Consider the following 24,526-nt stretch of genomic DNA (forward strand, 5'->3'; position numbering starts at 1 on the left):
TCTCAGACGGGATCCCATGACAGAGCCGACCAGTGCCGCGCGGTACCGCAACCCGATCATCGACGCCGACGTCCCCGACCCCGATGCCATCCGCGTCGGCGACGTCTACTACCTCGTCGCCTCGAGCTTCAACCGCGCGCCGGGGCTGCCCGTGCTCGCCTCGACCGACCTCGTCAACTGGGAGATCGTCTCGCACGCGGTCGCCGGGAACACCCCGCAGGCCTGGTTCGCGCAGCCGCGGCATGGCGCCGGCGTCTGGGCGCCGTCCATCCGCCATCACGACGGCCTCTTCCACATCGTCTACCCGGACCCGGATCAGGGCGTCTTCGTGGTGAGCGCCGCCGACGCGCGCGGGCCCTGGAGCGCGCCGCGGCTGCTCCTGCCCGCGCTCGGCGTGATCGACCCGTGCCCCCTGTGGGACGACGACGGCGCGACGTACCTCGTGCACGGGTGGGCGCGCAGCCGCGCGGGCCGCAAGAACGTCCTCAGCATCGTGCCGGTCGACGCGGCCCTCACGGCCGTCGTCGGCCCGTCGCGCGACGTCATCGACGGCGACGCGATCGACGGATGCGTCACGCTCGAGGGTCCGAAGCTCTACAAGCGCGACGGGTGGTACTGGATCCTCGCCCCCGCGGGCGGCGTCGCGACCGGATGGCAGTACGCGTTCCGCGCGCGCGACCCGTACGGGCCGTACGAGGAGCGCGTCGTGCTCGCGCAGGGCGACACCCCCGTGAACGGGCCGCATCAGGGCGCGTGGGTCGAGACGGCCGATGGCGCGCACTGGTTCCTCCACTTCCAGGACCGCGGGGTCTTCGGCCGCGTCCTGCATCTCCAGCCGATGCACTGGGGCGACGACGGATGGCCCGTGCTCGGCGACCAGGGGCGCCCGGTCCTCGAGCATGCGTCGCCCCACGGGGCGCCCCAGGGCCCGCGCACGCTCGCGCGCGGCGACGGCTTCCCCGACGGGCTCCCCGGCGGGCAGTGGGCGTGGCAGGCGAATCCCGACGACGGATGGCTGCTCCCGGAACCGGGATGCCTGCGGATCGTCGCGGGGGTGGACGCGGGGAACCTGCGCACGCTGCCGCGCGTGATCGGGCAGCCGCTGCCGGGCATCCCGTCCACGACGGCGGTCTCCCTCTCGCTCGACGGCCCGGCCGGCACGCGCGCGGGCGCCGGCGTGCTCGGCCTCGACTACCTCTGGGCCGGGCTCCGCCGCACGGCCGAGGGCGATCGGCTCGTCGTCGCGACGCGGCATCGCGACGAGCCGGGGGAGACCGTGCGGCATGACGAGGCGGCGCCCGCGGGCTTCGTGCGGCTCGCGCTGTCGTGCGACGCCGACGGCGAGGTCGCGGTCGCGGTGCGCGAGCCCGGCGGTGACCGCGCGCTCCCCGTGCGCTTCCGCGCGGCGGAGGGGCAGTGGATCGGCGCCGAGTACGTGCTGTTCGCGGCGACCGGGGCGGCCCAGCACGCCACGGCGCGCTTCGCAGACGTCGAGATCGACGTGCGAGACGGGAGAAGATGAGCCATGGCGACGAAGCGCACCCGACGGCACCCCGTCCGGCAGACGACGATCTCCGACATCGCGGAGCTCGCGGGGGTCTCCAAGGCCACCGTGTCCCGCGTGATGAACGGCGTCCCCACGGTCGCCGAGGACATCGCCGAGCGCGTCCGCGCGGCGATCGACGAGCTCGGATACACGCCCAGCCAGACCGCGCGGTCGCTCTCGCTCGGGGTCAGCCGCACGATCGGCGTGCTCGTGCCCGACCTGTCGAACCCCATGTTCCACCAGGTCCTCCACGGGGTGCACCGTGCGGCCGCGGCCGACGGGTACCGCGTGCTCGTCGCCGACACCCTCGAGGACGAGGCCGGCGAGGCCGCATCGGCCATCGACATCCGCAACCGCACCGACGCCGTCGTCCTCATCGCGCCGCGCATGACACGACCCGAGCTGCTCGACCTGCTCCCGCGCGTGCAGCCGGTCGCGGTCGTCAACCGCACGACGGGCCGCAACGCGGCAGTCGCGCAGGTGGACTACGCGACCGGGATCCAGACCCTCGCGCAGCACCTCGTCGACCTCGGGCACGAGCGGATCGCGTTCCTCTCCGGCCCCGAGGCGTCGCGATCGAACCACGAGCGCCTGCGCGGGCTCATCGCCTTCCGCGAGACGCACCCCGACATCGAGATCCGGGAGCTCGCGTGCGGGTCGGGCTTCGAGGACGGCTATCGCGCGTGGGACGCGGTGCGCGGCAGCGGCGCGACCGCCGTGCTCGCCTTCAACGACATCGTCGCCCTCGGTCTCCTCGGCCGTCTCGACGAGGAGGGGGTGCGCGTGCCGGACGACCTCTCCGTGACGGGCTTCGACGACATCCCCTTCTCGCGGTACTCCGCGCCGCCGCTCACGACGATGACGGTCGACCTGCCCGGGGTGGGGGCGGCCGTGTGGCGCGAGCTGCACGACGAGATCGGCGGCGGCCTGCGCCGCGACCCCGTCGTGTTCACGCCGGCTCTGACCGTGCGCGCGAGCACGGGGCCCCGGCCATGATCGCGCTGCACGCGGGCGATGCGGCGGTCGCGCGGTACCGGGAGGGGCTCGACGTCGCTCCGCGCCTGTCGCCGCGCCCGTATCTCGAGGCCGTCACGCTCGGCGGCGAGGCCGTGACCGCGGTCGGGCCGGCCGATCACCTCCACCACCTGGGGGTGAGCCTCGCGATCCCCGACGTCTCGCGCGCCTCGTTCTGGGGCGGTCGCACGTTCGTCGCCGGGCGGGGCTCGACGATGCTCGACAACCACGGCGTCCAGCGCGTGCTCGCGCGGGACGCCGACGGCGACGGCGTCGAGGAGGAGCTCGCGTGGGCGGGCCCGGATGGCGCGGTGCTGCTCTCCGAGCGGCGCGCGCTGCGCGTCGCCCCCGACCGCGACGGATGGCGGATGTCGTGGCGCTCGACCCTGACCGCCAGCGCCGGCGGAGCCGAGTTCGGCAGCCCGCACACGAACGGACGCGACGGCGCGTTCTACGGCGGGATCTTCTGGCGCACGCCCTTCGCCCGCGCGCTCGCCGTGTGCGCCGACGGCGAGGGCACGGACATCGCACACGGCTCCCGTTCGCCGTGGCTCGCGATCGTGGGCGAGCGCGCGACCGTCGTCGCCGCGACGGACAGCGGGCTGCCGTGGTTCGTCCGCACCGGCGGGTACGTGGGATTCGGGCCGGCCGTCGCGACCGTGCGACGGCGCGTGCTCGCGCCATCCGAGACGCTCGAGCTCGACCTCTCCGCGGTCGTCCTCGACGGGCCGGTCGCCGCCGACGACGCGGCGCGCATCGCGGAGCGGATCCGCACGGAGGTGAGGGCATGACCGTCGAGACGCCGCGCATCGGGATCGTCGGAATCCACGGCCACGGGGCATCGCACGTCCGCCGCGCGCTCGCGCTCGAGGAGCGCGGCGTCGCGCGCCTCGTCGCGGTCGCCGACCCGACGCCGCCCGCGCCGGGCGCGCTGCCCGCGCACGTCGTCCACGACGACGATGCGGAGGGCATGCTCGCGCGGGGCATCGTCGACGTCGCGATCATCTCGACGCCCATCCACACCCACGCCGCGATCGCGGCGGCCGCGCTCGATGCCGGGTGCGACGTGCTGCTCGAGAAGCCGCCGACCGCGACCCTCGACGAGTTCCACGCGCTCGAGGCCCACGCCGCGGCGCGGGGCGCGCGGGCGCAGGTCGGGTTCCAGAGCCTCGGGTCGGAAGCCGTGCCGTACGTGCGCGGCCTGGTCGCCGACGGCGCGATCGGCGAGGTGCTGCGCTACGGCGCGACGGGCGCGTGGGTGCGCGACGACCGCTACTACGCGCGGGCGGCGTGGGCGGGGCGGCGCCGCATGGGCGGCGTGGTCGTCGCCGACGGAGCGCTCACCAACCCGCTCGCGCACGCATCGGCGACGGCGCTCGCTCTCGCCGGCATGCAGCGCGCCGACGACGTCGACGGCATCGCGCTCGACCTCTTCCACGCGAACGACATCGAGGCCGACGACACCTCGGTCGCGCGGTTCGCCCTGCGCGACGGGCGGACGCTCACGACGGCCGTCACGCTGTGCGCCGCGCAGCGGGAGGAGCCCTGGGTGGAGGTCGTGGGAGCGCACGGCACGGTGCGCCTGTACTACACGCTCGACGTCGTGCAGCTCGTGCGCGGCGCCGGACATCCGCCCGTCACGCGCGCGTTCGGCCGCGCGCCGCTCCTCGAGAACCTGCTCGACGCCCGCGCGGGCCGCGCGCCGCTCGCCGTGCCCCTCGCGGAGACCGGCGCGTTCATGCGCCTCGTCGACGCCGTGATGGCCGCTCCCGAGCCGCGCGCGATCCCCGCCGAGCACTGGACCGAGGCCGTCGACGACGCCGGCCGTCATCGCGTCGTCCGGGGCGTGGAGGCCGCGCTGCACGACGCCCTGCGCACGCAGCGGACGTTCACCGAGCTCGGCGCGCCCTTCATTTGTTGACAGCCCCGCTATATGGCACGATGGCTCCTGAATGGAGAGGAGACGCCATGACCTCGACGCTGCGGGTGGCACTCATCGGACACGCCTTCATGGGCCGTGCACACGCTCACGCCTGGAGGACCGCACCGCGGTTCTTCGACCTCCCGGCCCGACCCGAGCTGGCCGTCGTCGTCGGCCGCTCTGCCGAGCGCGCGGAGAGCGCCGCGCACGAGCTCGGAGCCGCGGAGTGGTCGGACGACTGGCGCGCCGTCATCGCGCGCGATGACATCGACATCGTCGACGTCTGCGCGCCGGGCGACGTGCACGCCGAGGTGTCGATCGCGGCGCTCGCCGCAGGCAAGCACGTGCTGTGCGAGAAGCCGCTGGCCCGCACGCTGCCGGAGGCCGAGCGGATGGCCGAGGCCGCGCGCAGCGCGCCCGCGGGCACGCGCGCGATGTGCGGCTTCAGCTACCGCCGCACGCCCGCGCTCGCCTACGCGAAGCGCCTCGTCGCGGACGGCCGCCTCGGCACCATCCGCCACGTGCGCGCGCAGTACCTCCAGGACTGGCTGACCGACGCCGACGCGCCCCTCACGTGGCGCCTCGACAAGGAGATCGCGGGGTCCGGAACGCTGGGCGACATCGGAGCGCACATCATCGACATCGCGCAGTGGCTCCTCGACGAGCCGCTCGAGGCGGTCTCCGCGCAGCTGCGCACGTTCGTCGCCGAGCGCCCGGTGCTCTCGGAGCAGCGCGGTCTCGGCGGACGCGCGGCGGCCGACGCCGAGCGCGGCCCGGTGACGGTCGACGACGCCGTCGCGTTCACCGCGTCGTTCGCGAGCGGAGCCCTCGGCGTGTTCGAGGCCACGCGCTTCGCGCTCGGGCACCGCAACGCGAACCGCATCGAGATCAATGGCGACCGCGGATCGATCGCCTTCGACTTCGAGCGGATGAACGAGCTCGAGTTCTACGACGCGGCCGACGCCGACGGCGAGCAGGGCTTCCGCCGCATCCTCGTGACCGAGCCGACCCATCCGTACGTCGACGCGTGGTGGCCCGCCGGCCACGGCCTCGGCTACGAGCACCTCTTCACGCACCAGGTCGTCGACCTCGTCACCGCCATCGCCGAGGAGCGCGACCCGTCGCCGAGCTTCGACGAGGCGCTCAGCGTGCAGCGCGTCCTCGACGCGGTCGAGCGCAGCGCAGCGGCCGACGCGGTCCTCACGCAGGTCGGGGGAGGCGCGTGACCCGGGCACTCGTCGTCCGCGGCGGATGGGACGGGCACAAGCCCGTCGAGTCGACGGACCTCTTCCTCCCCTTCCTCGAGGAGCGCGGCTACGACGTCCGCGTCGAGGAGTCGACCGCGGTCTACGCCGACGCCGACGCGATGGCGCAGACCGACCTCATCCTGCAGAGCGTCACGATGTCGACGATCGAGCCCGAGGAGCTCAAGGGGCTCATCGTCGCGGTGCGCGCGGGCACGGGCCTCGCCGGATGGCACGGCGGGATCGCGGACTCGTTCCGCAACAGCTCCGACTACCTGCAGCTCGTCGGCGGCCAGTTCGCGACCCACCCGAGCAAGGAGCCGAGTGAGGTCGTCGGCGACGCGAGCGACAACTACCTGCCGTACACGGTCGAGATCACCGAGCTCGGCCGCACGCACCCGATCACCGCCGGCATCGACGACTTCGCGCTCGAGACCGAGCAGTACTGGGTGCTGCACGACGACCTGAACGACGTGCTCGCGACCACGACGCACCCCGTGCGCCCGTGGCATCCGTGGCACCGGCCGATCACGTCGCCCGCGGTCTGGACGCGGCAGTGGGGCGAGGGGCGGATCTTCGTCGCCACGCCCGGCCACAGCCCGGACGTCCTGCAGGACGAGAACGTCCGCACGATCATCGAGAGGGGCCTGGTGTGGGCGACGCGCACGGCGTAGGCATCGTCGGACTCGGCAACATCTCGCGGCAGTACCTCGACGCGCTCGCGGGCCATCCCGAGATCCGCATCGTCGCGGTCGCCGACCTGTCGGAGGAGCGCGCGGCCGCGGTCGCCGCGGAGACCGGCGCGGAGGCGGTTCCGGCTGCCGAGCTCGTGCGGCACCCCGCGGTGCAGACGGTTCTCAACCTGACGATCCCGGCCGCGCACGCCGAGATCGCGCACGCCGCGATCGAGGCCGGCCGCGCCGTGTACGGCGAGAAGCCGCTCGCGGTCTCGGTCGACGAGGGGCGGGGGATCGTCGAGGCCGGCGCGCGCTCCGGCGTCGCGGTCGGCTCCGCACCCGACACGGTGCTCGGCACGGGCGTGCAGACGGCCCGCCGCGCGGTCGACGACGGCCTCATCGGGCGACCCGTCGCGGCGTCGGCGACGATGATCACGGCCGGCCACGAGCGCTGGCACCCGAACCCCGACTTCTACTACCAGCCGGGCGGCGGCCCGATGCTCGACATGGGCCCCTACTACGTCTCGGCGCTCGTGACGCTGCTGGGGCCGGTCGTCGCGGTGAGCGGTGCGGCATCGCGCCTCCGCTCCGAGCGCGTGATCGGATCCGGTCCGCGCGCGGGCGAGACCATCCCGGTCGACGTCGACACGCACGTGACGGGCATCCTCGAGCACGCGAACGGCGCGATCTCGACGATCGTGACGAGCTTCGACGGCACGACGACGACCGCGTCGCCGATCGAGGTGCACGGCACCGACGGCACGCTCCTCGTGCCCGACCCCAACCGGTTCGACGGCGACGTCGTGCTGCACCGGCCGGGCGCCGAGCCCGAGACGCTCGCCGTCTCGGGCGGCTACGACGGGGCAGGACGCGGCGTCGGCCTCGTCGACTTCGTGCGGACCGCGCCCGGGGTCGAGCCGCGCGCGGGCGGCGCGATGGCGCTCCACGTGCTCGACATCATGACCGGCATCCTGCGCGCGGCCGAGCAGGGCGGGCGCGTCGAGCTCACCACGACGACCGCGCGCCCCGAGGCCGTTCCCTTCACCGCGCGGGAGCACTGGCACAGCTGATCCGCAGGGTCAAGCTCCCGGGACTCGCGCGCGGCGTCCGGCAGGATGGTGACGACGCGTTCGCGACGACAGGGGGAGCACGATGTTCAGACGACGCACGCCTCAGGCGCCGGCGCCCGCGCCGGTCGTGACCGACGGCCGCACGCCGCGCCGGCTGTGGTCCGACGGGTTCGGCACGCTCGCGACGCGCGCGGTGCAGATCATCGCGGTGGTCATCCTCGCCGCGGGGCTCGTCTACGCGTCGCAGACGCTGTCGGTCGTCGTCATCCCCGTGCTCCTCGCGCTGATCTTCGCGTGCGCGTTCGAGCCCCTCATGGGGTGGCTGCGGCCGCGGCTCGGGCCGTCGTTCTCGACGGCGATCGTGCTCCTCGCGATCGTGCTCATCATCGGCGGACTCGGATGGGCGATGGTCTCGGCCGTGCGCAGCCAGTGGAGCGAGCTGTACGCGCAGGCGCAGGAGGGCTTCCTCCAGGTGGTCGCGTGGGTCAACACGCTGCCGTTCGCGCCCGACCAGGCGCAGATCGACGAGTGGATCGCGTCGGTGACCGACTTCTTCACGAGCGCGCAGTTCGGCTCTGGCGCGGTCGCCGGGGTCGGCGCCGTCGCGAACTTCGTGACGGGCTTCGTGCTCATGGTCGTCGTGCTGTTCTTCTTCCTCAAGGACGGCCCGCAGATCTGGTCCTTCCTCACGCGGCCGTTCGAGGGCGACTGGTACGCGCGCGTGCAGCGCGCGGGAGCCAAGTCGGTGGACACGTTCGGCGCCTACGTGCGCGGAACGGCGGCCGTCGCCGCGGTGGACGCGATCGGCATCGGAATCGGGCTCTTCGTGCTCGGCGTGCCGCTCGCCTTCCCGCTGACGATCCTCGTGTTCCTCCTCGCGTTCATCCCCATCGTCGGCGCGACCGTCGCGGGCATCCTCGCCTCGCTCGTGGCGCTCGTGGCGAACGGCCCCATCGTCGCGATCATCGTCATCGCGATCGTCGTCGTCGTGAACCAGCTCGAGGGCAACCTGCTGCAGCCCATCCTCATGGGGCGCGCGCTCAAGCTGCACTCGCTCGTCGTCCTGATCGCACTGGCCATCGGAACCGTGCTGGGCGGCATCCTCGGCGCGATCCTCGCCGCGCCGTTCGCCGCGGTCGTGTGGGGCATCGTGCAGGTCTGGGACGGGCCGGCCACGCCCGCGCGCTGGGCCCGGCGGAAGGACCGGACGGTCGGCGCGCGGGCGTGAGCGCGCTCAGCGCGCCGTCGCGGCGTCGATGAGCACCTCGGCCGCAGCGCGCGCCTGAGCCGCGACCTGCGGGTCGCCCGAGATCGCGGCCGTGCTCTGCGCGCCCTCCGCGAGGATCGAGAGCTGCGCCGCGAGGGCGGCGGGGGCTCCCGACGCCGCCACGAGCGCCGCCATGTGCTGCTGGAACGACGCCTTGTGCTCGCGGACGATGCGGGCGACCTCGGGATGCGTTCCGCCGAGCTCGCCGAAGGCGTTGATGAACGCGCAGCCCCGGAAGTCCCCCGTGCAGAACCAGTCCTCGAGATAGCGGTAGACCGCGAGCAGGCGCTCGCGCGGATCGTCGCCGGCGGCGGCGATCGCCCCGTCGAGCGCCGACTCCCACTGGCGATGCCGACGGTCGAGCACGGCCGCGACGATGTCGTTCTTGGCCGGGAAGAGCGCGTACAGGCGCCGCAGCGACACGCCGGCCGCCGAGCGCAGCTCGTCCATGCCGACAGCCGCGTATCCCTTGCGGTAGTAGAGCTCCTCGGCCGCGGCGAGGATGCGCTCGCGTGCTTCTTCCTCGGTCATGCGCCCAGTCTACTTGACACGAGAACGATCGTTCTCTAGCGTGGACCTCACCAGCGAGAACGACCGTTCTCGGGGATCGAGAGGAAGAGATCATGGGCTACATCACCGTCGGCGACGAGAACAGCACCCCGGTCGAGCTGTACTACGAGGACCACGGGTCCGGGCAGCCGGTCGTGCTCATCCACGGCTACCCCCTGAACGGGCACAGCTGGGAGCGGCAGACGCGCGAGCTGCTCGCGCAGGGCTATCGCGTCATCACCTACGACCGCCGAGGGTTCGGCCAGTCGTCGAAGGTCGGGGCGGGCTACGACTACGACACCTTCGCCGCCGACCTGAACGCGGTGCTCGAGACGCTCGACCTGCGCGACGTCGTGCTCGTGGGCTTCTCGATGGGCACGGGCGAGCTCGCGCGCTACGTGACCCGCTACGGGCACGAGCGCGTCGCGAAGCTCGCGTTCCTCGCGTCGCTCGAGCCGTTCCTCGTCGCCCGCGACGACAACCCCGAGGGCGTTCCGCAGGACGTGTTCGACGGGATCGCGGCCGCCGCGAAGGGCGACCGCTTCGCGTGGTTCACGCAGTTCTACCGAGACTTCTACAACCTCGACGAGAACCTCGGATCCCGGATCAGCCAGGAGGCCGTGACCGCCAGCTGGAACGTCGCGATCGGCAGCGCTCCGGTCGCGGCCTACGCAGTCGTGCCCGCGTGGATCGAGGACTTCCGCGGCGACGTCGAGGCGGTCCGCGCCGCTGGCAAGCCGACGCTCATCCTGCACGGCACGAAGGATCAGATCCTCCCGATCGACGCGACCGCCCGCCGGTTCCACGAGGCCGTCCCCGAGGCGGACTACGTCGAGGTCGAGGGCGCTCCGCACGGCCTGCTCTGGACGCACGCAGAGGAGGTCAACGCGGCGCTCAAGGACTTCCTCGCGAAGTAGCCCGCACGCGACGACGCCCCGCCCCGATCGGGGCGGGCCGTCGTCGCGTGCGGTGTCGTCGTCTCGCGCGGTGCCTCAGCCGCCGAGGGCCGCGGTCACGACCGCGCGCGCCTCCTCCTGCACCTGGCGGAGGTGCTCCTCGCCCTTGAGCGACTCGGCGTAGAGCTTGTAGACGTCCTCGGTGCCCGACGGGCGGGCGGCGAACCACGCGTGCTCCGTCTGCACCTTGAGGCCGCCGATCGCCGCGTCGTTGCCGGGAGCGTGCGAGAGCTTGGCCGTGATCGGCTCGCCCGCGAGCTCGGACACCGAGACGTCGTCGGGGGAGAGCGCCTTGAGGGCGGACTTCTGCTCGGGGGTGGCCGGGGCGTCGACGCGCTGGTAGGCCGACGAGCCGTACTCGGCCTCGAGTTCCGCGTAGCGCTGCGAGGGCGTCTTGCCCGTGACGGCGAGGATCTCGGCCGCGAGCAGGCACAGGAGGATGCCGTCCTTGTCGGTCGTCCAGACCGAGCCGTCCATGCGGAGGAACGACGCGCCCGCCGACTCCTCGCCGCCGAACGCGACCGAGCCGTCGAGGAGGCCCGGGACGAACCACTTGAAGCCGACGGGCACCTCGAGCAGGCGACGCCCGAGCGCCGCGGTCACCTTGTCGATCATCATCGACGAGACGAGCGTCTTGCCGACGGCCGCGTCCGGCGACCATCCGGGACGATGCGAGAACAGGTAGTCGATCGCGACGGCGAGGTAGTGGTTGGGGTTCATGAGCCCCCCGTCGGGCGTGACGATGCCGTGCCGATCGGCATCGGCGTCGTTGCCCGTGAGGATGTCGTACTCGTCGCGACGTGCGACGAGCGAGGCCATGGCCGACGGCGACGACGGATCCATCCGGATCTTCTCGTCCCAGTCGAGCGTCATGAACTTCCAGGTCGGGTCGACGTCGGGGTTCACGACGGTGAGGTCGAGGCCGTGCATCTCGGCGATGAGCGCCCAGTACTCGACGGACGCGCCGCCGAGCGGGTCCGCGCCGATGCGGACGCCTGCCTTGCGGATGGCCTCGACGTCGATGATCGTCGAGAGGTCGCGCACGTACGCCTCGCGGAAGTCGTACTGGCCGAGCGAGTCGAGGTCGATGTCGGCGTGCTTGACGCGCTTGACGGCGTCGAGGCCGCTCGCGATGAGCGCGTTCGCCCGGTCGGCGATCCAGCCGGTCGCATCGGTGTCGGCGGGGCCGCCGTGCGGCGGGTTGTACTTGAAGCCGCCGTCGGCCGGCGGGTTGTGGCTCGGCGTCACGACGATGCCGTCGGCGCGGCCCGGGTCGTCGGCGGCGCGGCCGCGGTTGTACGCGAGGATGGCGTGGCTGAGCGCGGGGGTCGGCACCCACGAGTCGCGCGTGTCGACGCGCACGTCGACGCCGTTCGCGACGAGCACCTCGATCGCGCTCCGCTCGGCGGGCAGCGACAGGCCGTGGGTGTCGCGCCCGAGGAAGAGCGGGCCGGCGATGCCCTGCTCATTGCGGTAGTCGACGATCGCCTGGGTCGTCGCGAGGATGTGGTTCTCGTTGAAGCTCGTCGAGAGGCTCGAGCCGCGATGACCGCTCGTGCCGAACGCGACCTGCTGCGCGGGGATCGAGGGATCGGGTGCGCGGTCGTAGTAGGCGGAGATCAGCTCATCGACGTCGATGAGGTCGGATGCTTCAGCGGGGAGTCCGGCACGGCTCGTCATAGGGCAAGTCTGCCCCGTCGAGGCCCTCCGTGCACAGTTCTTCGTCTCGGAGTCGTCGGAGAGCCGTCTAGGCTGATCGTCATGTCGACGGATGCCCGCGAACGCCGGACGTACAGCTATCTGGGGCCTGCCGGCACCTTCACCGAGGCCGCGCTCGCGCAGGTCCCCGAGGCACGCGGCCAGATCTGGCGCCCGGTGAGCAACGTCGGGCAGGCGCTCGCCGACGTCGTGTCGGGGCGCAGCGACGCCGCCATGATCGCGATCGAGAACTCGATCGAGGGCGGCGTCTCGAGCGCGCAGGACGCACTCGCGACCATCCCCGGGCTCCGGATCGTCGGCGAGTACCTCGTCCCCGTGCGCTTCTGGCTCGTCGCGCATCCCGGGGCGTCTCTCGACGACATCCGCGCGCAGAAGCCGGTCGGCGTCGCGGGCCATCCGGTCGCCTACGCGCAGTGCCTCGGATGGCTGGCCGAGAACATCCCTGATCACGAGCACGTCGTCGCGTCGAGCAATGTGGCGAGCGCCGTGGGGATGCTCGACGGCTCGCTGCCCGCGCAGGTCGCGATCGTCGCGCCGGGCGTCGCCGAGCACCACGACGTCGAGGTGCTCGCGAAGGACATCGGCGACAACCCCGAGGCCGTCACGCGCTTCGTGCTCGTCACGCGAACGGTCGCGCCGGCCGCGCCCACCGGAGCCGACAAGACGTCGCTCGTCGCCGAGCTGCCGAAGGACGAGCCAGGCGCTCTGCTCGAGCTGCTCGAGCAGTTCTCGACACGCGGGATCAACCTGAGCCTGCTCGAGTCGCGCCCGATCGGCGACGCCCTCGGGCGGTACCGCTTCGTCATCGACGCCGACGGGCACGTCTTCGACGAGCGGATGGCCGACGCGCTCATGGGCCTGCGGCGCTTCAGCCCGAACGTGGTGTTCCTCGGCTCGTACCCGCGCGCCGATCGCCAGGTCGTCCACTACCCACAGCGCTATGGGGACGAGGCGTTCGTCGAGGCGCGGGACTGGCTCCGCGGCCTCCTCGCCGGCGAGCCCGAGGCGTAGCCTCCCGTTCTCGGCCGTCCGGGTCGTTCGGGGCGTTCGGGCCGTTGGGGCTGTTGGGGTCGTTCGGGCTGGCCGTCCAGGTCGCGTTTTGCGGCCTTCCGGGGGCTTCGGGGGACGGTTTGTGCGACCCGGGCGGATGGCCGGTTGGGGCTAGGTGTCTGGGTCGCAGTTTGCGGCCTTCCGGGGCCTCCGGAGGACGGTTTGTGCGACCTGGGCGGATGTGCGATCGTTCAGGTCGCAGTTCGCGGCCTTCCCGGGTCTCCGGAGGACGGCTTGTGCGACCTGGGCGGGTGGGCGATCGTTCAGGCCAGCGCGGCAGCGAGCAGCTCGACCGTCTCGAGGCGACCGGGCGCCGCGTCCAGCGGGTCGGCGTCGTACGACCCGGCGGCGGGCGAGATCATGATCTCGTCGACACCGTGCTGAGCCGCGAACGCGCGCAGCTCGGCGGCCACGGTGTCGGGCGTGCCGACGAACCAGCGCGAGCGTGACTGCTGGATGAACGACTCCTCGAGCGCATCGGATGGCGCCGCGAGCGCCTCGTCGATCGTCTCGATCGGGCGCATGGGCTTGTTCGTGCGGAGGCGTGCGAACTGGCGCAGCTGGGGGAGTGCGCGCCGCTCGGCCTCCTCCGGCGTCTCGGCGACGACGACGTTGGCCGTGACGAACGACTTCGGTGCGTCCAGCCATGCGCTCGACTTGAACTGGCTGCGGTAGAGGGCCATCGCGCGCTCGAGTCCGTCGCCCGCGAAGTGGTTGGCGAAGACGTAGGGCAGCCCGAAGCTCGCGGCCAGCTGCGCGGAGTAGTCGCTCGAGCCGAGCAGCCACACCTCCGGTGCACCGGTCGCGGCCGGTGTCGCGTGCACGGCGTACTCGCCGCCCGAGGTGAAGCGCACGGTCGCGCCCTCCGGGCTCATGATCGCGAGGATGTCGGTCACATGATCGGGGAACCGCTCCGCCTCGCTCGTCGTGCCCGAGCGGCGCAGGAGCTGCGTGATGACCGGGTCGCTGCCCGGTGCGCGGCCGAGGCCGAGGTCGATGCGCCCGGGAGCGAGCGCCTCGAGGGCCGCGAACTGCTCGGCGACGATGAGCGGCGCATGGTTCGGCAGCATGACGCCGCCCGACCCGATGCGGATGCGCGCAGTGCGCGCGGCCGCCGCCGCGATGAGCACGGGCGGCGTGGTCGACGCGACCGCGGGCATGTTGTGGTGCTCCGCGAACCAGTACCGGCGGTAGCCGAGCTCATCGGCGCGCTGCGCCATCTGCAGGGAGGCGGCGATCGCCTGGGAGCTGGACTGCCCCGTGCGGACCGAGACGAGATCGAGGATGGACAGAGCGGGAGCGGGTGCGTCGGACATCGCTCGAAACAACCGCGCCGCGGGCGAGCGTATTCCTCTGCGCGCCGAGAGCCGCCGTGCTGCCCACGGCGCCGCGCACGCTGAGAGCGCTCACATGGAGCGCCTGCTAGCGTTGCGCCCGGTCGAGGAAACCGTCTGGGGCGGTCGACCGAGCCGGTATGGGTCTGGGGAGGGCCATACGTGGCGGTCCCTGCGATCCGCCGTCCTTCTCGGATTCTGCCTGCGCAGAAACAGTTCTGGGGAGGACTCATATGGGGAACAGCCCTGCCGGCGCGCCGCGTCGGCTCATCGCGGCCGGAGCCATCTCGGCTCTCGTGGCCTTCGGAGGGGCGGCTGTCGCCGCACCCGCCAACGCGGCCGTCGAGTACAACAACCCGTTCGAGGGGAGCGGTGCGTTCACGATCTACGCCCACCGCGACGCGTCTCTCGGGAACGGGGAGCTCGAAGGCTCGATCGCCGTCGGCGGCACGCTGTCGACGACCAGGGACAACTACCCCCTGATCCACCAGGCAGCGGGCCAGTCCACGTACACGGTGCCCATTATCGACGGCGAACCGGTGCGCTTGCTCGCGGGCTCGTACGTCGGCGGCGCGGGCCGAGGGGTAGCTGTCACCAACCGGGGGTCGGTCGACGGGACGCCCGAGAGCGAGGCGATTGCGAAGCTCGTCGATACGTCGAACCTCACCGCAGCGCCGCGCGGCAGCGACTGGACGCGCCTCACGACCGACAGCGGCGCCATCCTCGACCTCGAGAAGCTGCCCTACTCGTCGGTCGCGCTCGCCGCTGTCGAGACCGAGCAGGCATCCGTCGCCGCCTATCTCGACGTGCCCTCGTACGGCGCGGCCGCTGCTTGCATGGCCGACACGTATGAGACCGACCGCGTCAATCACGTCGACCCGAACGTGCAGGGTGGGATGGCGTACCCGACCGGCTTCGCCGTCGACCGTCCGAATGTCATCGATTACGAGGACATCGAAGGCCTCATCGTCAAGCGCGACGGTTTCGCGGGCTACGAGCCGACCGCGCAGGCACCCCTGGTCGTCCGCGTCGCGCCGAGCACGGCGACGATCGGCCCGATCAACATCGAGGGATGGAACGACCAGGCACGATCGTCGTACATCCTCATCGACGCGTCATCGGTCACGGGGCAGCTGATCATCGACGGACTCGAGTACGGAGCGGTCTTCGCCCCGAATGCGGACGTCACGTTCACGGGCAGTCGCACGCATAACGGGCAGTGGGTCACCGGATCGTTCACGTCGCAGGGCGGCGGCGAACTGCATCACTATCTTTTCCAGGGGCAGATCCCGTGCGAGTCGGGGCCCGGGACGGACGCCGATGCTGACACGACGGCGGCTGCGGATGTCGATGCTGATGCCGATGTCGATGCTGACGCGGATGTCGACGCTGACGCGGATGTCGATGCTGATGCCGATGCGGCAGATGCAGATGCGTCTTCGGGTGCGGACAATGACGCAGGCGCGACTGCGGATGCCGATGCCGCCGCGGGCTCGGATCTCGACGCGGATGCGGACGTGGAGGCCTCAGCGGACGCGGATGCGTCTTCGGGTGCGGACGTTGATGCAGACCTGACGGCGGATGCCGATGCCGCCGCGGGTGCGGATGTCGACGCTGGTGCGACAGCAGACGCAGATGCGTCTTCAGGTGCGGACGTTGACGCTGAAGGGGCGTCGGACGTCGAGGCGGATGCGACGGCGGATGCCGATGCCGCCGCGGGGGCGGACGCCGGTGCTTCCGCGACGTCGGATGTCGATGCTTCCGCGGCTGCGGATGTTGACGCTGAAGCGACGTCGGATGTCGATGCGACGTCGGAGGTCGACGCCGCGTCGGACGTCGACGCAACGGCGGACACGCAGGCTGAAGCCACTGCTGACACGGGTGCGGACACGGATGCCGGTGCGACCGCTGACGCGAACGCCACAGCGGACGCAGGCACCCATGCCGATGCGAACGCGAACGCGAACGCGGATGCGGGCAGCGACGGCGGCGCAAACGCCGGGACGAATGCGACGTCGGATGTCGATGCAACGGCGTCTGCGGACGCTGATGCGACGGCTGAGGCGGACGCCGACGCCGAGACAGGGGCGGGTGCGACCGCCGATGCGGCTGCGGCAACGGGAGCGAATGCGACCGTCGACACCGACGCAACGGCGGACGCGGGAACTCACACCGACGCGAATGCCGACGCGAACGTGAACGCGAACTCGGATGCGCACAGCGACGTTGGCGCAAACGCCGGGACGAATGCGACGTCGGATGTCGATGCGACGGCGTCTGCGGACGTTGATGCGACAGCCGACGCGAATACCGACGCGAACGCGGGCGCCGCCGTTGAGGCGGCGGCAGGCGCGACGGTCGACGCAGATGCGACAGCGGACAGCGGCGCGGGCGCGGGCACGGATGCCTTCGCGTCGGCCGCGGCCGATGCCGCAGCCGATTCGGGCGTCAGCGACTCCGACAGCGGTGCGCTCACCCCGACCGGAGCGGACATCGCTCCGAGCGCGGCGGCGCTCGCCGTCGCGCTGTTGCTCGGCGGCGCCGCGATCATCGCCCTGCGTCGTCGCACGAACAGGGTCTGACTCAGCAGGCCGGACGCTCGTTCAGGATGCCGCGCCCGCCTCGGGCGCGGCATCCTCTCGTTACCGCCCTACAGCCCCCAGTCGTCCGCGACGCGCGGGGCGATGTGGCGGACCCAGGGCGTCGACAGGTGGCTGTCGTCCTCGTAGACCGGGTACTCGTCGACGACGAGCGGGCAGCGTCCGTCGAGGCAGGCGTACCCGACGACGTCGATGTACTCGGCGCCGACGTCGGCAGCCTCCACGGCGGCCTTCGTCAACGCGTTGCTGTCGTACTCGAGACCGCCCGGCGCCGAGATGCACGAGGCCTGCGTGGCGCCGGGTGCGGTCAGGCACTCGGCAGGGCCGGGGCGCGTGGGCACGTCGCCGAGCACGCGGATGTCATCGGTCACGCCGGCGAGCTCGGCGACCGACGCCTCGACCGCGGCGGACCACTGGTCGCGCGCGCTCACCCCTCCACGGCCATCCTGCAGGAAGAGCATGCCGCGCGCGGTCGTGAAGATCGTGTCGGGTCGCAGCTCGGCGAGCTCCGCGCTCGTCCAGCTGCGGAAGGCGTCGCACTCCTCCTGTGTCATCGCCTTGGCGGCCTGGTAGACGGGGTAGTGCGCGCAGGCGAGCTTCGCGAACATCCGCACCTGATAGCCGCGCTCGCGGCCGATCTCGTCGAACGCCGGCAGCCACATCGCCGCGTGCGAGTCGCCGACGAGGGCGATGACGCGGTCGGCGCTCTCGTCGCCGAAGACGCACTCGGGGGCGCTCGTCTGGCCATCCGTCGCGAAGCATCCCTCACCGACCGCACCCCAGTTGTCCTTCGTGAGCGCCGAGCCGTCGATGGACGGAGGGATGGGCGCGCCCTCCTCGGCGAGGCGGAGCGCTGTCTCCAGCTCCCACGCCACGTCGGGGGTGCCGCCGAGCTGGGTGAAGCCGCTCGTCTCGCCGCTCTCGAACCACGCGGCCGCCGCGCGGTCCGCCGCCTGGTCGCGGTAGTCGGCCAGAGCCGTCGCCGCGAGCGCGCCGACGAGCACGACGGCGACGGAGGCGGGCCAGAGAGCGAGCGCGCGTCGCCCCTGCGAGATGAACGGGACGCGCCGGTGGTGGAACGGCACCTCGACGAGGTGGTAGCTGACGGCCGAGAGAGCCACGGCGACGCCCACCGCGAGCGCGCCCGACGCGAGAGGCGGCGTGTCGTCGGGAAGGATGGCCGGCACGAGCAGGATCGCGGGCCAGTGCCAGAGGTAGAGCGAGAACGACACATCGCCGATCCATCGCAGGGGGCGCAGCGACAGCAGGCGCCCGACGAGGCAGCGCGGACCCGAGGCGAGCAGCAGCACGGTGCCGATCGTCGGCACGAGGGCCTGCCATCCCGGGAACGCCGAGCCGGCGTCGAACGCGACCGCCGCGACGGCGATGAGGATGGCGCCGAGCAGGCTCGTGAGGGCGCGCCACGGTGCGCGGAGGGTGGCAGGCAGCACGCACGCGAGCAGCGCGCCCGCGGCGAGCTCGTACGCGCGAGCCGGGGTGTTGAAGTAGGCCGCCGCGGGGGAGGAGGCCGTGTAGAGGAGCGACCAGGCGAGCGAGCCCGCGAACACCGCGGCCGCCGCGATCGTGAACGCCCGCCGCGACAGACGCGTGAGGACGAGCATCGCGAGCAGCGGCCAGACGAGGTAGAACTGCTCCTCGACCGCGAGCGACCAGTAGTGCTGCAGGAGCGACGGCTCGCTCGAGGAGAAGTAGTCCGTGCCCTGCGCCGCGAGGTGCGCGTTCGCGAGGAACACCGCCGACCACCGCGCGTCTGACGTCGTCTGCTCGACCTGCGTCGTGGGCAGGAGCGCGGCCGCGGCCGCGAGCACCGCGAGGATGACGACGGTCGCCGCGGGGAGGATGCGCCGCGCGCGCCGCACATAGAAGTCGGCGATGCTGATCCGACCCGTGCGCTCGTGCTCGCGCAGGAGAAGGCCCGTGATGAGGTAGCCCGAGATCACGAAGAACACGTCGACGCCGATGAAGCCGCCGTCGAGGCGCGGCACGCCCGCGTGCGCGAGGACGACGAGCCCGACCGCGATCGCGCGGAGCCCCTGGATGTCGGTGCGCCAGGTGCCGCGCCGCGCGGGCTGGCCGGTCGCGGGCACGCGCGTGTCGGGGGCGGCTGTCGTCTGCATCGCGAGAGACCATACGACGTCGAGCCGAGGAAGTCCGGCAAGCGCGGGCCGGCTCTGCCCGGGGTGTTCGCACGCGGGGAGATAGCCTCGGGAGTATGGGCGTCGAGGTGTTCGTGATTCTCGTCTGTTCCGTCGCGGTCGCGGCTTTCGCCCGATGGCGAGGATGGCCGGCGCCGCTGGTCGTGACCGCGGTCGCGCTCGCGGCCTCGCTGCTGCCGTTCGTGCCGACGGTCGAGATCGACGGTCACCTGCTGCTCAACCTCACCCTGCCCCCGCTGCTCTACTCGGCCGCGCTCGAGGTGTCGTTCGTGAGCTTCAAGAGATCGCTTCCGCACATCCGCCGTCTCGGCGTCGGCCTCGTCGTCGTGACGGCTGCGGCCGTCGGTCTCGTGGCGTGGCTCATCATGCCCGAGCTCACGATCGCGGGCGCGCTGCTGCTCGGCGCGATCGTCGGGCCGCCCGACGCCGTGTCGGCGGCCGCGATCGCCAGGAAGCTCGGGCTGCCACGCCGCGTGATGACCGTGATGTCGGGTGAGAGCCTCATCAACGACGCGACGTCGCTCACGCTCGTGCGCGTCTTCGCGGCCATTGTCGCGGGAGCGACCGTGACGGTGTGGGATGGCGTCGTCGAGTTCGCGCTCGCGGTGGTCGTCGGCGTCGCGGTCGGCCTCGTGTTCGGCATCGTGCTGCACCAGCTGCGCCTGCGGATCAGCGACCCGGTCGTGACGGGGACCGTCGGCCTCCTCGTGCCGTTCGGCGCCTACGCGGTCGCCGAGCAGCTGCACGGATCGGGCGTCCTCGCGGTCGTCGCGATGGGGCTGTACGTCGGCTTCAACGCGCCGAAGACGCGGTATGTCACGCGGCAGCAGGATGGCCCGCTGTGGTCGTCGATGGACTTCCTCCTCGAGAGCTTCGTCTTCGCGTACATCGGCCTCCAGCTGCCCGACGTCGTGCGCGAGCTGGGCGGCGTCTCGGGCGTGCAGACGCTCGTGCTCGCGCTCGCCGTGCTCGTCGTTGTCCTGCTCGTGCGCCCGGTGTTCGTGTACGCGAGCTATGCGTGGGGTCAGATGTGGCAGCGGCTCCGCCTGCTGCGGTGGAAGCACGCGGCCGAGGAGTTCCGCGCGAACCCCGACAGCCCGCGGGCGCGGATGGTCCGCCGACAGCGCGAGCGCCTCGAGCGGCACGGTCGCCCCGTGACCGAGAAGACCATCCGCCAGCGGATCATCGAGCCCCCGATGTCGGTGCAGGAGCGGGCGGTCGTCTCGTGGGCCGGCATGCGCGGCGTCGTGACGCTCGCGATGGCGGCGGCCCTGCCCGACCTCACCGAGGGCGGGATGTCGCACGGGAACGTCGAGGTGCTCATCGTGTGCGCGTTCGTCGTCACGGTCGGGACGCTGCTGCTGCAGGGCCTCACGCTCGCGCCGCTGATCAAGGCGCTCGGCGTGAACGCCGACGCCGAGCGCGCAGCGGATGCCCGCCAGCTCGAGGCCATCCGCCGGCGCAGCGCCGAGGCCGGGCGCGAGTACCTGCGCGTCAAGCAGCAGGAGTGGGCGGAGCTGTACGGCGAGGACTCGATCGACAAGTTCAACAAGGTCGCCCGGTCGCTGCTGCGGGTCGAGAAGAACGCCGACAAGGCCGAGCGGGCGCTCGAGCGCGCGGAGGGGGCGCCGCCGATCCTCAAGCGCCCCAGCTACGAGAGCGTGCGCGACCTGTCGAAGGGGTGGCTCGAGGTGCGCCGCCAGGTGCTGCTCGAGGAGCGCGATCGCGGCAACCTCAGCGAGGAGGTCATGCGCGAGCTGATCACCGCCATGGACGCCGAGGAGCTCGCGCTCGACACCCGCGGGAACCTGCGGCCGCCGACCCGCTGAGGCGCGACCATCCGAGGACGACGAAGGCGGCCATCCGATCGGATGGCCGCCTTCGTGCGGAGATCAGGCGCGCGGGATGAGGGTGCCGCCGTTCGCGACGTAGCTCACGCAGGCGCCCGTGTTCCGGAACGACGAGCCGTCAGCGCGTGTGACGTCGGCATATCCGCCGTGCTGACAGGTCTTCGCCGACAGCGACTGCCCGCTGGGCACGGTCACCGTGGTCGAGCGCGTCACGCCGTTCACGGTGACCTCGACGGTCGCTACGCCGGGTGAGACGGCGGTGAGCTCGCCGGTCGCGGGATTGAGGCGCACGACCTCGGCCTTGCGCTCGGGCGTCGATCCGTCGTCCACCACGACCCCGTCGCCGCCCCACGTCGCGCTCATAGGCCATCCGACCGGCACCTCGCGCTCGCCGTCCTGATGCACGACGGCGCCCACCTCGGCGGTTGCGCCGACCGGCAGAGTCTCCGGGACGCCGTTCAGGACGAGGTCGTCGACACGCGGGCGTACCTCGGCTTGCAGCCAGGCCGTCCGGTCCACCACGGGCTCCGGGGTCGCACCGACGGCGCCCTTCCCCGGGTCGAAGCCGAGCATGCTCCAGCCCGTGAAGCCGCCCAGCGCAGTGTCGCCCGAGGGGCTCTTTCCGGAGTTCCCATTGGTCAGATAGCTCACACCCTCCCCGCCGCGAGCGGAGAAGCTGCCGACGTGGCCGTTGACGACGGCGATCGACTTCCCGCTCTCCGCGCGGAACTCTGCGAACGTCTTCTCGAGCTCGCGCGCCTCGACGCGATCGGAGAGCTGACTGTGGTCGCCCACCAGGTGGTCCTGCGTCGGGTGGTGGAAGAAGACCGCGACCCCCGTGATGGAGCGGTCCTCCGCAGCTCCCGCCAGGGCGTCCTCGAGGAATCGCAGCTGTGCAGCCCCGGCGCCCCGGCTGCCGATGGTGCCGTCCGCGGAGTTCAGCGTGATGATGCGCGTGCCCGCGAGATCCTGGACCGTCCGGGTGTCGCCGAACTCCTCCTCGAAGTTGCGGATGTCGCCGCCCATGATCTCGTGGTTGCCGGGCGCGTAGACCCAGGGGATGGCATCGCCCACCTCCTCGTCGAGGATGCGGCGGGCGAGATCGAAGTCGGCGGGGCTCGCCTCGTCGACGAAGTCGCCGTCGATCACCAGCAGGTCGGGCCGCGCGGCCACGATCTCGCTGAGCGTGCGTCGAGCAGCGTCGACGAGGTCGCTCTCCGGACTGCGCGCCACGAACTGGGAGTCGCTCATGACGGCGATCCGCATCGGTCGCTCGTCAACCGTGCCCTGCGTGCGGATCAGGGGATCGAAGACGGGGGCCTGCGCGGGCTGCGCGACCTCTGGGGCCGAGATGACGCCGAGATCGGAGATTTGGATGGAGCCGTGATAGCTCGCAGTGGACCGCGTCTCCATGATCCGCACGCGCTCGAGAGTCAACGGGAACGCGGTGCCCGCTGGCACGGTGAACTCGACCTCGCGCCATCCCTCCCACGTGATCGGCGGACCGTCGAGGTTGGTGCTGGCGGTCGCCCCCGCCGACCGCACCTGCAGTCGCGGCCAGGCGCCCGATCCGTCCCCGTCGATCCACAGCGTGACCGACTTCGGCTGGCCCGGGAGCTCGACCGGCTGCGGCGCGATCGCGTAGAAGCCTCGTGTTCCCGTGCTCGACGTGAAGTCGTAGTCGAGACGCAGCGCGTCCTGCCCCTCGGGGCCGGATCCGGGCGCCGGCGCGAGGGTGCCGGTGGCGCGGGCCACGCCGGAGGTCCAGGCGTCGCCGTCAGCGAAATCGAGGACGCGCTCCTTCGCGAGCCCGACCGTCACGGCTGCTTCGAAAGGGCGGCCGGCGACGTCGAAGCGCACCGTCGCGGAGCCGGACTCGACGAGCGGGGTGATCCGGAAGGAATCGGTCCCGACCGGCTCCACCGCGACCTCCGCGCCCGCGTCGACTCGGACATCCGAGACCTCGATCGGCGCGCTGTTGCCGTCGCCGTCGAACCCCGTCAGGTGGATCGTCGCGGTCTCGGTCGCATCGAGGAAGGAGATCACGCTCTGCGACCCGCTGACGTGGTCGAGCTCGCCGAGCACACGCAGGTCTGCAGTGCCCGTCAGACCCTGCTCCGCGGCGAAGGAGACCCGGTGGACTCCGGATGCCGTTCCGGTGAGGACGGCGGAAGCGCCGTCGGTCTCACGCACCTCCAGACCCCTCTCGGCCGAGAAGCGCCCGCTGATCGGCGTCGCAGCGAGGTCGGCGTCCAGGCCCGTCGCCCGGACGGTGCGGGCGAGGCCGGGGAACACCGCATCGGCGCCCGCCACCGCCGGTGCCACCTGCACCTCGTTCGCCTCCCCGGTCCCCGCGTCTGAATAGAAGACGAGCGCGTTCGCGACCAGGCGCTCCGAGCCATCCGACGGCCGATTCATCAGCTGGAGGTCGGAGGTGCCGGCGGGACGAGCGAGCATCGTCGTCGATCCTCCGCCGTCGAGGTTCACGGCGTTGTGCGCGCCGAGGTCCAGCATGAGCTGCGCGAGCTCCTGGACGGTCTGCCCGCGGCTGTCGGCCGCGCGACCGTCGATCGTGACGACGTAGATCTCCGTGCCGTCCTCGTTCACGCCCACCGCCGTGCGCGCAGCCTCGACCTGGTCGGCTGTGCCCTTCCGCCCGTTCTCCACCAGGCGCTGGCTTCCGCTGACGGCGAGGTCGACATCCGCGGAGGGGCCGACGGAGATCTGCACCGTGTCGCCCACCTCGAGCGCGGCGATCGCGTCGGCGCCGCTCTCGCGCCCGAGCAGGACATGGCCGTCCGCGGGGATCGCGGGCTCGCCCGCACCCTCGCCGACGGCAGTGACCACGCCGTCGACGACGGTGGCCCTGGCGACATGCGACGAGATGGCGGCAGGGCCGCCGACAGGGTTGTCGAGTGTGTAGTCGCCCCACGCCGCCGTGTAGACGCCCACTCCATCGCGCGGGATCGACGGCGCGTTGACGGCGTCGATCCTGACGTCGCCTGCAGGGGTGGTCAGAGTTCCCTCCGCCATGAGGGTCTGGACCGCGGCGATGCCGTCGGCGACGGTGAACGCCTCGCGCGGCGATGCCGCACCCGTCCGGATGCCGTCGCGGGAGACGTTTGTGCCCACGGGAGCGCCCGTCGCGTTCATGTCGAAGTAGTCGCCGTTGACGGCCGCCACGGCGCGCGTGCCGGCGACCTGCTCGCTCACCGGCGCCGGCTCGGTGATGGTGCCGGAGTCGACGACGTCCATCGAGAGGGTCGGTGTCGTGAGATCGGCGACGAGGATGTCGCCCGTGACCCACCCTCCGTCCTCGAGACGGGAGAACGAGACGTGGTCCAGACCGGGCGCGATGCGCTGCGCGTTGGCCTCGAGCAGGGAGGATCCGCCGCCCTGGAGGTTCAGGCCCAGCGTGTCCTCGGGGAGCGCCGCGGTGGCTGGCGCGGGAACGGAGACGAGCAGAGCGCCGGTGAGCGTGACGACGGCGAGCGCGGAAAGGCGCGTGCGAGCAGAGAGGTACCGCATGAAGGAGTGCTCCTCGGGAGTCGG

Annotated in this window: 17 protein-coding genes; 12 read left to right on the forward strand and 5 right to left on the reverse strand. The window is 72.1% G+C overall.

From position 1 onward, the window contains the following. Positions 1-16 precede the first annotated feature (16 nt). The 8 genes from M1D46_RS05250 (at position 17) to M1D46_RS05285 (ending at position 8,700) form a co-directional block, all read left to right on the forward strand. Entirely contained in the window at positions 17-1,522 is a 1,506-nt protein-coding gene (locus tag M1D46_RS05250) for a family 43 glycosylhydrolase (RefSeq protein ID WP_456286836.1), read from the forward strand. A 3-nt stretch (positions 1,523-1,525) separates the two neighbouring features. Further along, positions 1,526-2,542, forward strand: coding sequence for a LacI family DNA-binding transcriptional regulator (locus M1D46_RS05255; RefSeq protein ID WP_271173179.1), 1,017 nt, complete (start codon positions 1,526-1,528; stop codon positions 2,540-2,542). Continuing rightward, complete coding sequence (locus tag M1D46_RS05260) at positions 2,539-3,351, forward strand: DUF6807 domain-containing protein (RefSeq protein ID WP_456286837.1); 813 nt, start codon at positions 2,539-2,541, stop codon at positions 3,349-3,351. Before M1D46_RS05255 ends, M1D46_RS05260 begins: the two co-directional genes overlap by 4 nt. After that, positions 3,348-4,481 carry a Gfo/Idh/MocA family protein gene (locus M1D46_RS05265; RefSeq protein ID WP_456286838.1) on the forward strand — a complete coding sequence of 378 codons (1,134 nt, stop codon included), beginning with the start codon at positions 3,348-3,350 and terminating at the stop codon, positions 4,479-4,481. The genes M1D46_RS05260 and M1D46_RS05265 overlap by 4 nt, the downstream gene beginning before the upstream one ends. A 47-nt stretch (positions 4,482-4,528) precedes the next feature. Beyond that, entirely contained in the window at positions 4,529-5,707 is a 1,179-nt protein-coding gene (locus tag M1D46_RS05270; RefSeq protein WP_456286839.1) for a Gfo/Idh/MocA family protein, read from the forward strand. Further along, positions 5,704-6,399 carry a ThuA domain-containing protein gene (locus M1D46_RS05275; RefSeq protein ID WP_456286840.1) on the forward strand — a complete coding sequence of 232 codons (696 nt, stop codon included), beginning with the start codon at positions 5,704-5,706 and terminating at the stop codon, positions 6,397-6,399. The genes M1D46_RS05270 and M1D46_RS05275 overlap by 4 nt, the downstream gene beginning before the upstream one ends. After that, positions 6,378-7,472: a Gfo/Idh/MocA family protein gene (locus M1D46_RS05280; protein WP_456286841.1), complete on the forward strand. Its 1,095-nt coding sequence runs from the start codon at positions 6,378-6,380 to the stop codon at positions 7,470-7,472. Before M1D46_RS05275 ends, M1D46_RS05280 begins: the two co-directional genes overlap by 22 nt. A gap of 82 nt (positions 7,473-7,554) precedes the next feature. Next, positions 7,555-8,700, forward strand: coding sequence for an AI-2E family transporter (locus M1D46_RS05285; protein WP_456286842.1), 1,146 nt, complete (start codon positions 7,555-7,557; stop codon positions 8,698-8,700). A 6-nt stretch (positions 8,701-8,706) separates the two neighbouring features. Here M1D46_RS05285 and M1D46_RS05290 read toward each other — a convergent pair whose 3' ends face one another. Beyond that, positions 8,707-9,270 (reverse strand): TetR/AcrR family transcriptional regulator, encoded by a 564-nt coding sequence (locus M1D46_RS05290; RefSeq protein ID WP_456286843.1) that lies wholly within the window; start codon positions 9,268-9,270, stop codon positions 8,707-8,709. A 92-nt stretch (positions 9,271-9,362) separates the two neighbouring features. On the opposite strand from M1D46_RS05290, the gene M1D46_RS05295 reads away from it, so the two are divergent. Then, positions 9,363-10,205, forward strand: coding sequence for an alpha/beta fold hydrolase (locus M1D46_RS05295; protein ID WP_456286844.1), 843 nt, complete (start codon positions 9,363-9,365; stop codon positions 10,203-10,205). A gap of 75 nt (positions 10,206-10,280) precedes the next feature. Here M1D46_RS05295 and pgm read toward each other — a convergent pair whose 3' ends face one another. After that, entirely contained in the window at positions 10,281-11,924 is a 1,644-nt protein-coding gene (gene pgm / locus M1D46_RS05300) for a phosphoglucomutase (alpha-D-glucose-1,6-bisphosphate-dependent) (protein ID WP_456286845.1), read from the reverse strand. Between the two features lie 81 nt (positions 11,925-12,005). On the opposite strand from pgm, the gene pheA reads away from it, so the two are divergent. Beyond that, complete coding sequence (pheA, locus tag M1D46_RS05305; RefSeq protein WP_456286846.1) at positions 12,006-12,974, forward strand: prephenate dehydratase; 969 nt, start codon at positions 12,006-12,008, stop codon at positions 12,972-12,974. 302 nt (positions 12,975-13,276) lie between these two features. On the opposite strand, the gene M1D46_RS05310 is transcribed toward pheA, so the two are convergent. Further along, positions 13,277-14,329 (reverse strand): LLM class flavin-dependent oxidoreductase, encoded by a 1,053-nt coding sequence (locus tag M1D46_RS05310; RefSeq protein WP_456286847.1) that lies wholly within the window; start codon positions 14,327-14,329, stop codon positions 13,277-13,279. A 158-nt stretch (positions 14,330-14,487) separates the two neighbouring features. On the opposite strand from M1D46_RS05310, the gene M1D46_RS05315 reads away from it, so the two are divergent. Further along, positions 14,488-16,929 (forward strand): collagen-binding domain-containing protein, encoded by a 2,442-nt coding sequence (locus tag M1D46_RS05315; RefSeq protein ID WP_456286848.1) that lies wholly within the window; start codon positions 14,488-14,490, stop codon positions 16,927-16,929. A 68-nt stretch (positions 16,930-16,997) separates the two neighbouring features. On the opposite strand, the gene M1D46_RS05320 is transcribed toward M1D46_RS05315, so the two are convergent. Further along, complete coding sequence (locus M1D46_RS05320; RefSeq protein ID WP_456286849.1) at positions 16,998-19,085, reverse strand: acyltransferase family protein; 2,088 nt, start codon at positions 19,083-19,085, stop codon at positions 16,998-17,000. Between the two features lie 182 nt (positions 19,086-19,267). Here M1D46_RS05320 and M1D46_RS05325 point away from each other — a divergent pair, with 182 nt between their 5' ends. Beyond that, complete coding sequence (locus tag M1D46_RS05325) at positions 19,268-20,953, forward strand: cation:proton antiporter (protein ID WP_456286850.1); 1,686 nt, start codon at positions 19,268-19,270, stop codon at positions 20,951-20,953. 63 nt (positions 20,954-21,016) lie between these two features. Here the strand turns inward: M1D46_RS05325 and M1D46_RS05330 are convergent, their stop codons facing one another. Continuing rightward, positions 21,017-24,502 carry a phosphodiester glycosidase family protein gene (locus tag M1D46_RS05330; protein WP_456286851.1) on the reverse strand — a complete coding sequence of 1,162 codons (3,486 nt, stop codon included), beginning with the start codon at positions 24,500-24,502 and terminating at the stop codon, positions 21,017-21,019. Positions 24,503-24,526: the final 24 nt, after the last annotated feature.

The organism is Microbacterium sp. JZ70, from assembly GCF_053903225.1.